The organism is Psychromonas sp. CNPT3, from assembly GCF_000153405.2.
Lineage (GTDB): Bacteria > Pseudomonadota > Gammaproteobacteria > Enterobacterales > Psychromonadaceae > Psychromonas.
Genome location: NC_020802.1, coordinates 1,269,446 through 1,280,520, shown reverse-complemented (window position 1 = coordinate 1,280,520; position 11,075 = coordinate 1,269,446). Strand labels below are relative to the sequence as shown.

At 36.4% G+C, this 11,075-nt stretch carries 9 protein-coding genes; all 9 read right to left on the bottom strand.

Features of this window, described 5'->3' with window-relative positions; genetic code table 11:
• Positions 1-7: 7 nt before the first annotated feature.
• On the bottom strand, positions 8-1,243 hold the full coding sequence (gene wecC, locus PCNPT3_RS05660) for a UDP-N-acetyl-D-mannosamine dehydrogenase (RefSeq protein WP_015464911.1): 1,236 nt from the start codon (positions 1,241-1,243) through the stop codon (positions 8-10).
• 120 nt (positions 1,244-1,363) lie between these two features.
• On the bottom strand, positions 1,364-2,494 hold the full coding sequence (gene wecB / locus PCNPT3_RS05655) for a non-hydrolyzing UDP-N-acetylglucosamine 2-epimerase (protein WP_015464910.1): 1,131 nt from the start codon (positions 2,492-2,494) through the stop codon (positions 1,364-1,366).
• A gap of 10 nt (positions 2,495-2,504) precedes the next feature.
• The gene (locus tag PCNPT3_RS05650) at positions 2,505-3,449 is read right to left on the bottom strand and encodes a hypothetical protein (RefSeq protein ID WP_015464909.1); all 945 of its coding nucleotides are present in this window, start codon (positions 3,447-3,449) and stop codon (positions 2,505-2,507) included.
• Between the two features lie 77 nt (positions 3,450-3,526).
• The gene (locus tag PCNPT3_RS05645) at positions 3,527-5,251 is read right to left on the bottom strand and encodes a polysaccharide biosynthesis/export family protein (protein ID WP_015464908.1); all 1,725 of its coding nucleotides are present in this window, start codon (positions 5,249-5,251) and stop codon (positions 3,527-3,529) included.
• Complete coding sequence (locus PCNPT3_RS05640; RefSeq protein ID WP_015464907.1) at positions 5,248-5,673, bottom strand: hypothetical protein; 426 nt, start codon at positions 5,671-5,673, stop codon at positions 5,248-5,250. The genes PCNPT3_RS05645 and PCNPT3_RS05640 overlap by 4 nt, the downstream gene beginning before the upstream one ends.
• An 88-nt stretch (positions 5,674-5,761) precedes the next feature.
• The gene (locus PCNPT3_RS05635; protein WP_083900323.1) at positions 5,762-7,009 is read right to left on the bottom strand and encodes a lipopolysaccharide biosynthesis protein; all 1,248 of its coding nucleotides are present in this window, start codon (positions 7,007-7,009) and stop codon (positions 5,762-5,764) included.
• Positions 6,999-7,664, bottom strand: a complete 666-nt coding sequence (locus PCNPT3_RS05630; protein ID WP_015464905.1) for an ABC transporter ATP-binding protein — start codon at positions 7,662-7,664, stop codon at positions 6,999-7,001. Before PCNPT3_RS05630 ends, PCNPT3_RS05635 begins: the two co-directional genes overlap by 11 nt.
• On the bottom strand, positions 7,661-8,443 hold the full coding sequence (locus PCNPT3_RS05625) for an ABC transporter permease (RefSeq protein ID WP_015464904.1): 783 nt from the start codon (positions 8,441-8,443) through the stop codon (positions 7,661-7,663). Before PCNPT3_RS05625 ends, PCNPT3_RS05630 begins: the two co-directional genes overlap by 4 nt.
• Positions 8,444-9,298: 855 nt before the next feature.
• Positions 9,299-10,609: an amino acid permease gene (locus PCNPT3_RS05620; protein WP_041771264.1), complete on the bottom strand. Its 1,311-nt coding sequence runs from the start codon at positions 10,607-10,609 to the stop codon at positions 9,299-9,301.
• Positions 10,610-11,075: the final 466 nt, after the last annotated feature.

Genomic DNA, 11,075 nt, shown 5'->3' with positions numbered 1-11,075 from the left:
ATCATTCTCAACAATTTACAAAATCTAGAATTTTACTACCACTCTTTAAGTTGATGAACTCTTGATGTTTAACCAATATGACTATTAAATCTGCATCAACTAGTGCAGAATGTAAATCTGTCAATTTAATGTTTCCTAAATCACAGAGTTTTGTAGGCAGAACATCAATATTTGGTTCAACGGCAAGAATATCGAAACCACTCATAACTAAGTTTTTGATGATATTTAATGCAGGGCTTTCACGAAGATCGTCGATATCAGGCTTAAATGCGAGACCTAAACACGCGATTTTTGGTTTAACCATATTGCTAATAGCCTCTTCTATTTTGTTAATTACCCAAAGAGGTTTCGCGTCATTGGTTAACCGTGCTTGATGGATAAGTTTGGCTTCTTCTGGGTTTTGATTGACAATAAACCAAGGATCAACTGCAATACAATGCCCACCAACACCCGCACCTGGTTGCAAAATGTTAACTCTAGGGTGTAAGTTTGCCAACTCAATTAATTCCCAAACATTAATCCCTTGCTTGTCACAAATCATAGATAATTCATTAGCAAAAGCGATTTGTGAATCACGACTCGCATTTTCAGTTAACTTTACCATTTCAGCAGTACGTGCTGTTGTTGCAATACAGTTACCTTTATGCACAAAAGATTTGTAAACTAAAGTTGCTGCTTTCGTGCTTGCTTCATCCATACCACCAATAACACGATCATTTTCAACGAGTTCTCGGATCACTTGTCCAGGTAATACTCGCTCGGGACAATATGCAACTAAAATATCTGCAACTTGACCTTCTTTCACCGTATGTGGAAAGCTTAATTCAGGTCGCGCTTCAGCAAGCCAAGCTGCCATTTTTTCTGTTGCACCAACAGGAGATGTTGACTCCAATATCACTAAATTACCTTTAACCAATTGTGATGCTAATGCTTTTGATGCAGCTTCAATATATTTAAGATCCGGTTCATGATCAGCACCTTTAAATGGTGTAGGTACCGCAATTAAAAATGCATCGGCAGATTGTGGCTCTGTATGTGCCGTTAGATAGCCTTCTGCTACAACGGATTTAACCAATTCTTCTAGCCCCGGCTCAACGATATGGATTTTACCTTGATTAATAATATCAATAACGTGTTGATTGACATCAATGCCTTTAACTCTTATTCCATTACTTGCAATAACAGCTGCGGTTGGTAAACCAATGTAACCTAACCCTACAACTGAAATAGTATTAATATTCATATAACTTCCTGTTTTTTTATTTTGCAATCTTTCAATCTTATTCAATACCTAAAATCGAAAGGAATTCCATTTTATTAATTTTATAAATATCGTTTTAATACTCATAAAACTTTCTCGTTATCAACTTTCTACATACTCTTTAGTGAGAATGGCACTAATAATCTGTTGACTGGTAGTACCGTCACCATAAGGATTAATGGCTCGACTCATCCTTTTATATGCTTGGTCGTTATCAAGTAAATTATTTGTTTCCGCAATGATCACTTCTGCACTCGTTCCAACTAATTTAACGGTACCGGCTTTTACTGCTTGCGGACGCTCAGTCGTCTCCCTCATACATAAAACAGGCTTACCAAGAGTCGGTGCTTCTTCTTGAATACCACCAGAATCTGTTAAAATAATGTAACTTTGCTTCATGAGGAATACAAAAGGTAGATAGTCTTGTGGCTCTATTAAAAACACATTATCTAAACCTTTTAAGTTTCTATTTACAGGCCCTTGCACATTTGGATTTAGATGCACTGGATAAATAATTTGCACATCATCTCGTTTAGCTAACTCCGAAATTGCTTTACAAATGTTTTCTAAGCCTTCTCCGTGGTTTTCACGTCGATGCCCAGTCACTAAAATTAATTTTTTAGAAAAATCAATATATGAAAACTTATTAGTAAACTCACTCATCATATTCGGGTTGCTATCTAAACGTTTCGATACCATCAGCAGTGCATCAATGACAGAGTTCCCTGTAACAAAAATATTTTCAGGCTCAATATTTTCTATTAGTAGGTTTTTTAGTGATCGAACTGTCGGTGTATAATGTTGATCCGCCAGACTTGCTGTCAAACGACGCATACCTTCTTCTGGCCAAGGTGAATAAAGATTACCCGTTCGAAGCCCTGCCTCCACATGCCCAATTGGGATCTGCTGATAATAAGCAGCCAATGTAGTAGCAAACGATGTCGCAGTATCGCCATGCACTAATACACGATCTGGCTTAACTTCCATCAAAACTGGTTTTAATTTTTGTAAAATAGTAGTTGTAATATCTGTTAAATCTTGATCAGGTTTCATAATGTCTAAATCATAATCAGGCTTAATATTGAATAGATCCAAAACTTGATCTAACATTTGACGATGTTGTCCCGTGACACAAACTATCGGTTCAATCATTGGATTTAATTTCATAGCCTCAATCACTGGGCACATTTTAATCGCTTCAGGACGCGTTCCAAAAACAAGCAAGACTTTCATAATATTTTCCTTAATTTAAGAAGTTTTGTAACATTTTGACGACACAACTGACTGAATAGTTATCCTTTAGATATTGATAGTCAGGATGAGGTGCTTCTTTTAATATGGCGCTCTGAAATTCTTTCTCTGTACTAACTTGTTGTACAAAAGTACTCAATACGCCATTTTTTTTAAATTTTGTTATATCTATTACCGAGGCCTGACATGCTAATAATTCAATTAAACGTCGGCTATACATGGTTTTTGAACCATCACAGGTATTTACATTGATATGTAAACGACCAGATTGATAATGTTTTTTTGAATCTGTATATATGAAACTTTCCCATCGCTCTATCTGAGAGCTATTTCCCCACCCATTGTGCCCCTCTGTAAATCGATCAAAGACAACTAGTTTTTGTTTATTGAGCCCTTTAGCAACCATCTTTAAACGCTCTGCTCGTTCAGGAAACTCTTGCTGATATAAACCACCACAAAATAGTATCCGATTATCTAGCTCCTTGATCCTTTCTCCCATTTCTGGATTATGAATTTTAGGTTGAAAGAAAAAAGGTAATAATTCAACTGATTTAAGATGTATAAATTGTCTTTTATACTGTGAAATCAAACTCGCCTCAGTTGTAAGACAAACGTCAAACAATGACAAATTATGACAAAATCTGTTGTAATGAATGGGATCTTCTTTATTCCAAAATACAGTTAATATTTTTTTCCGCTTACAATATGCAGTTATTTTACTAAGTGTTAGATCCCTATCCCTATCCCTATAATTTGCAACTTTGTGTTTCCAAAGTCCCTGATATCCTTGCCAGCAGGACTCAACAAACAAGATGTCAATTTGGCTTGTTAATAATTGTAAACGCCAATATTTGGGTGATAATAATATGAGTTCTATCGCATCTTCATATTCAAATGCTACCTGCGTAAAAGGGTCTGAAATTAATCCTATTCTCATCTAGATGAACACCATAAATACTTGCTTATGACGAATTAAAAGAGGGATATCAGATAACATTAAAAATATTATTCTACTCACTTCAGCACCACATTCGCGGCAATTGCAATCTGGTACATAATTTGTGTAATGTCTTTGACCGTCTGCATGGTTTTAGCTTCTACTTTCGGAATTACAATGATCTGATCTCCGGGCCTAATTTGTGCATTAGGATCAAAAACGACAATGCCATTGGCTCTTACTATTGATATTTTGTGATCTTCCGCCCTGTTGGTAAAGCCTCCCGCCCATGCTATGTAATCATCAATTCTTGCATCTTTATTAAAGACAACCGCTTGTGGCATCAAAACTTCTCCCGCGACTTGGATCAGATCTGTATAATGCGGGATGACCACTTGATCACCTTTTTCTAATAAGATGTTTGCGGTAATACCATTATCAGAGACGATGACTTTACCGAGTGGCTCGATTTTTCTCGCTTTTTCAACAAATCGCATTACCATCTCAGCTTCTTTAGCGCGAATAGAAGCCGCACTATCTGAAGAGATCGGCGCAGTATAAATACTTCGCTCGAGCCTATCTAATGAGTCGTTAAGCAACTGTTTTTGACGTTGCGCTACACTTTTACGTAGGATATAAATTGATTTATAATCGGTTAGTTCCGGGTTGATTGGAATTCGGCTCAACAGATCATGAAGTCTGGTCGTATTGTTCACGACAAAATACGAAGGTCCCATATAACTGCCTGAGATTTTTACATCAATGACTTGTGTATGCAGATCTGCATTAAAAACAACACTATCGCCATCTTTCAATTCAAAATTTTGAAAGTTTTTAACTGTCAAATAGACACTGAAAGGGCCACCTTTACGATCGCCAAAAACGCCAACATGGCTAATTTTAGCGAATGGTCTTGCATAACCAGCAAGCTCTCTTCCCGTCGATATTTTATGCTCTAACTCGAAGCGAAAGGGGTTACGCACTGCACCTGAAACATTGATCGCAGATTTTTGCGGTTTTACTAAAATAATGTCTTTATCTTTAAAGTTTATATTTGGTAATGTTCCCTTTTGTACAAACTCATACAAATCAATGTTGGCAATGATCTTATTATTTCTTAACACTAAGATCTCACGATAACTACCTCGCTCTGAATCGATACCCCCCGCTCGTTTTAAAAAATATAATAAACTGTCTGATGCCATTCCTGCGTATTGCCCAGGTCTGATCACCGGCCCAGACAAATACACACTGACAGGCGTTGAGGTCAATAAATTAACGTATACATTAATGTTATTGGTATAAATAGATTTGATTTTTGTGCTGACTAATTTATTAACGTTGCTGGCTTTTACACCTAATACATTGATTGGCCCAATTTTAGGGATAAATATATTGCCTTGATTATCAACGGTAACCAGATCTGAATAACTAATCGCTCCCCAGATCCAAATATTAATTTTATCACCCGCGGCTATCAAGTAATTATCATTAAGTCCATCCGCTCTTTCAGACTCATAGCCCCCCGCGAATAAATTTGCTCCGTAAGGTGGCGGTAAGGCCTCAGCAGATGAAGGCAATAACTGCCGAATATCAACTTCACCAGGCAGTAAAACGCTACGTCTTGCTTGCTGATTGTAAACGCCTATCGGTGATATTTTCTTAGCCTCAGCCGATTTTATTTCAGGAATAGAGGTTATTTTATTAGCACCTAAAGCATCAACCGCGCTAGGCTCGAATGCCGCCAATATTGGTGGAGATATCACAAAAAGAAACAAGCAAATAACTGTTTTTATCTTCATTTTAATAACTCCACGTAACGAGTAGAGTCAACGATCATCTTCTCAAGAAACCAGCCTTTTTTTTCTTTATTCTTTTTATCAAAAAAAGAATTTTCACACGCAATGCGTTTTTTTGTCATTTTATTCTTACTTTCAAATATCAATGTTCGACATGATTGCCCCAACGCAGATATATATATGTCATTAAGGGCTACTTTCTGCGACTCAAGTAATACATTCGATTGACGGCTATCAGATAAAATAACCCAATATTTTTCAGGTATTTCTTGTTTATAGGGGGGGATAATAGACGCGCTTACCAAAGGTAAAGAGGCTCTGACGATACGAGGCCCACTAGTGCATGCGCTTAGTGTCAGTAACACACAAAGCAACATTGTTTTTTTAAAAAGCATCCGGCTTAAAATATCTCTCATAACGTCCATAGTTGATCACTTTTAAAGGGTCAAAATTAAATTAAAATACAACTCAGTGCCTGATTTAACCGCACCGAGCATCATGGCAACAGAGCATTTATTCTCGGTGCTCTTTCACAATGGCCAGTACTAATCGCCCAACGAGGTAGATAAGCAAGAGAACGGTAAACCAGGTGAAAATACTGTACAATCTGCGCGGATATTTTTGCTCCTCTGCTAACCTCGGCTTAACAACCACTAACAAATATTTAAGATTTTTAAAGGCTTCGGTACGCGTCAACTCTAAACTTGTTAAGGCCGATTTATAAAGATCGCCCGCAAAAACAACGTTAAGCTCTAACTCTTTGAAATCAAAGCTAATTTTATTTAATGACTGCATGTTTCCATTAGTCAGTCGTAACTTTTCTTCTTTTAACTGTGTTTTAAGCGCCGCTATTTGATAACCGAGCGCTTTTATCTCCGAGGCATCATTACCTAAATAAGCTTGCAATGATTTTAATTGCGTACTCTTTTCTATCAAAGAAGACTCTATTTTATTAACGGCAGTAAATAACGCCATACTTTGTAACTCGGGGTTATAAAGTGAATTTTTATTTTGAAAGTCTATTAAGTTTATTTGTTGCTTTTTTAATTCGTTATAAGCTCTTTGTACATCCTGTTTGGCATAGCTTAAATGTTGTTGCGTCATGTCATCCGCCAAACTATTAATGAATTTTTTGCTAATACTTAATAATGTTTGCGCCACCAATAACGAATAATCCGCGTCAAAGCTTTGTACCTCTACCAGCAAAATTTCCGACATCGCATCATAATTGACAGATACATGCTTTTGATAATATTCAACATAAGCCTCTTGTGTGCTATCCGCTTCTAAACGGCTTAACCGATCCCAGTCGTCTTGTTGGTAATGCGCTTTTAGGCCTATTTTTTCATCTAATGCTAAGGCCATACCTTGTGACAAAATATAACCCTGTAAAATAAGTGCATCTTGCGTCGAAGATGATGAGCCACCTAGCGCCATTAACCCGCCAAGTTGGATCCCTTTACCCGATGCCTGCTTAATAACAAATTGCGATTGGCTAACATAACGTGGAGACGCTATTAAGCTAAAGTAAATGACCACTAATAATGAAACTAAAATTACGAAAGAAAATGAACCCACCTTTGCTCTCGCTAAATATGCAGCTTTTCGGGCTTTAATGTAAGCTTTTGAATCCACTAAAAACGACCTTGGATCCCGTTTAAACTTTCTCACTTTCCGCTGTGATGATGTCAGTTTTCTTATTTCTTTTTTCTTTATTATTTGTGGCGTTACCGCTTGTAGTGCGCTTTTATTATTTGACATAAATATCCTGATACGCTTTTATGGCACACTCTAAGTTTTCAAAAAAAACCAAATTTTGCTTGTGAATAAGCACTCCTGAGTCACAAAACTTTTTAAGCTCGCCTATTGAGTGATTCACCATGATTAATTTGGTTTTATCATATTTAGCTAATAATAATTTTTCACTTTTTTTGCGAAAGTTAGCATCCCCCACTGCACCTAACTCATCAATCAGTAACACATCAAAATCAAAATCAAACCCCATCGTTAAACCGAATGTAATACGCGACTTCATTCCACTCGAATATGTTTTAACCGGCTCATCAAAAAACTTGCCAATTTCAGCAAAGTCTTCAACTTGTTGCTCAATATTTTTGGTGTTTTTATAACCATGAATACGCGCGACAAAACGCACATTTTCACGCGCACTCATTGAGCCTTGTAAACCCCCTTGCAAGCCAAGTGGCCATGAAATGTTCTTTTTAGAATGTATACGCCCTCGATTTGGCATATCAGCCCCGCCCATCATGCGGATCAAGGTTGATTTCCCCACACCGTTTGGCCCTAAAATAGCGATATTACGATCTGTCGGCAGGCTAATATTGACGTTTTTAAATACATAATGACGCCCCTGCTTAGTGGCGTAATATTTGCTTAAATTTTCTAAATGGATCATGTTGTAATAAATCTCAGTCTATTCAAATAAAATGTGGTAATGCCTAAACTGAAACTCACTAGAGAGCACAAACTTAAGTATCCCCAGCTACCTATCGGAGTCACATAACTACTAAAAAAAGCATCTCGACTTAATTCCATTGCATGAAAAATGGGGTTCCAATCTAACAAGTACCAATATTTAGCAGGCACCATAGTGGCGCAATACAAAACCCCAGAAATATACATTAATGGGCGTGTAATAATGCCAGTAAATTTTTTACAATCTTGCCAATACGACATCCCCACACATAGCATTAAGCCAAAGCCAATGGCCAATAAGGCTAATAGCGCACTTGCGGCCAAAACCTTCAATATGTCATCCGGTAAAACGTTAAAGCCAAACCAAGCTAAAAAAGAAAAAATAATAAAATACACAACAAGATAAGTAGCTAGCTCAATGATTATGCGAGTGATAACGGGATCTATTGCTGAAACTTGCCGATAAGCCATTAACGCTTTATTCGCGTCAACAGCAGAAGAAAGCTGATTCATTAAGTTCTGAAACAAGTTAAAAGGAAGCATCGCCGCAAATAAAAATAAAACCACAGGGACATTTGCAACACTGTGCCGACCTAATAATGAAAAAATAAGCCCCATCACCGCAACGGCGGCTATCGGCTCCGCTATCGCCCAAAAATAACCTAAGCGGTTAGAGCCAAATCGGGTTTTGATCTCACGCATCATGAGCGCATGTACGGTATCACGCATTATTTGCAATGAATTTCGATCTTTTTTCATATGCTGCTATAAAATCCATTTCGAATGCCATTTTTGACGTTATTTAAACTAAAAAACATCAAAAAAAAGATAACCACCAACTCACACATTAACTGCTACACCTACGTACCACGACAGCGATGCATTATTGAGTTCGCAACATTACTATTAATTAAATTTTAAATGTTGATCTACATCAACGCTTTAAGGTATGACTTATATTATATAGTTACATTTAACCACTTTAAAGATTTGATCACAACACACTGATAAAGAAAGATTTTTATTTAACAGGTAATTAACAATTAATTCCATCTCGTAACGTTTGTGAGGTTTATTTTATAGAGCGGGCGTCTTGAAATCGGCTAGTTTCTTGAGTGTTGATGATGGCACTCGTGATAAATATGAATGTACAACATTATAAAGTACATTAAGCGAGCTGTTCACACTCAAATAAAGCTGAAATTAAAGCAACTAACATATAAAGGTTAGGCTTTCATTTTTAAAGGGTTTGATCGTGACCGATAGGTATAACGGAGATATTCTGCTCAAGGGATAAAGGGAGCACATCTTTAAATCTTTTCCCTCAGACATTAATAATGTGATCCTCTTTGATATTTGTTAGCCCTGTAGATATACCTTGTATCGCGCTTAAGTTTATCTCTATATTTGATTTGGCACTCAACTCATCATTGCAACTCTTAACCTCTGCAATAGCGAATATTCTTCACTTAACTAAGAGCCGAAAGCCAGTGAAATTGCAGGCTAAAGATCTGATGTTTTTAGCATTCTATAACATAAAAAACCAGACCTATTGACGCTACATTATGTTGCTTCAACAGGTCTGGTTTTTTATTTATGCGTTGGATCTACTCATTATAAAAAGGTCAATAAGGGAGAAATACATAATAAAACACCCGTAATAATGATCAGGTTAGTCGCCTTACCTTTATATTTATTTAAGTGTGGCACCTTATAAACCAAATAAGAAGGAATGAGACAACCCACCAAGCCAAATACAGGGCTACAGATAGATGTAAAAGATAAAATAGGCGCATTAAGTACGATAGCGAGCCATGATAATAAAATAATGAAGACAGTAATAAGTTTGTTCATTATTTTCTTATCTATTTTTGATTCATCCATGTAACGGCGTAACACATTCATCGCGATGCCACGACAAGCCTCTTGAAAAGCAAGAAACACACCAAAAAATGAAGTCACAATAGCAAAAATATTAATGACAATGCCCGTGATCGTCGCCCAACTACCCGGGAAGTAATGCGCAATGATAGCCAATGATGAGATATTTTGATGCATTGCTTCTCTCGCTTGCTCTTGGGTTATCGCCAAGGTAAATGATACGGCGAAAAAGAAAACGATGACAAAAAGAATAATAAAGGCAATTGTCATAGCACGAGATGATTTGTAACGAGCCACTTCAATCGATTTTTCATGCGAGCGATATGAAATAACCATAGGGCTAAGTGATTGAATAAAAAGAATAGAGGTTAATGTAAAGGGCAATGTAATAATCGCATCTTTAATCATTGGCATCATATCTCCCATGGGTGGAACATTATCTAAATTCCATCGAGACATCAGTAACACACCCATAACCCCCACCAGCGAAAGTACCGTTACCGCCATAAAGCCTGACAACTTAAATAATAACTTTTCACCCTTGGTGCCGATAAATGCCAAAATACAAATTAACCCAAGCCCATAAAATATATTATCGTTTAAATGGCCCTCAGTGATCCCGAATGTATGCAAGTAAGAAGAACTATCATTGGTTATCGCCAATGAATATATCAAGACCCAAATAACTAACATCACAAAATACAAGATCCCCAACACCATCCCCCAGTTTTTGCCTAAATAACCGGTAATAACGCCTGGATAATCAGTACATTCCTTTGATTCTGCCAAAGTATTTATGAATAATTTTTGAAATAAATACATCGCCGGATAACCAAGTACAGAAGAGAGTAAAAACACCCATAATCCCATGATGCCGACTTGAATAGGTAAAAATACAATACCCGCACCAATGGCCATACCAATACTCATCACTATCCATCCGATATCCACACTATCGAATTTGATGGCTGTCTTCCATTCTTGCTCAGTCATATTAGCTTTAACATATAACGGTTGCTTAGAAACCGTACGCGTATTATCCATAATTATCTCCGGTTAAATTAATATTTAATATTGTTGTTGAAAGTGAATATAAATTCATTCCACAAAACAACAACACAACTTTCAAATATTTTTGCAAGTTTTGCAGCGCTGATAACGTTATATTTTTAATATATTTATATAACAACCACGCACTGTCATTTATAAAGAAAATATTTTAAATTAATATGCCCAATACGATTTGGAATCGACATTTTTCATTCAAAACAACACCATACATAAAACAAAATCATTTTAATTACTTCGTTTTATATGTGTTTAACTAAATATATACAATAAAATCATCATATATCTTCATTTAAGTCTTTTATGAAATGGATTTTATTTCTAATTTTCACCTCTTTACATTAACCCATGCACACTATTGATAAAAATATTTGAATCTATCTTGCAAATTTATTTGTAAGTAGTAGTGTTTCGTTATTACGATTCTTTATATAGGAAATAA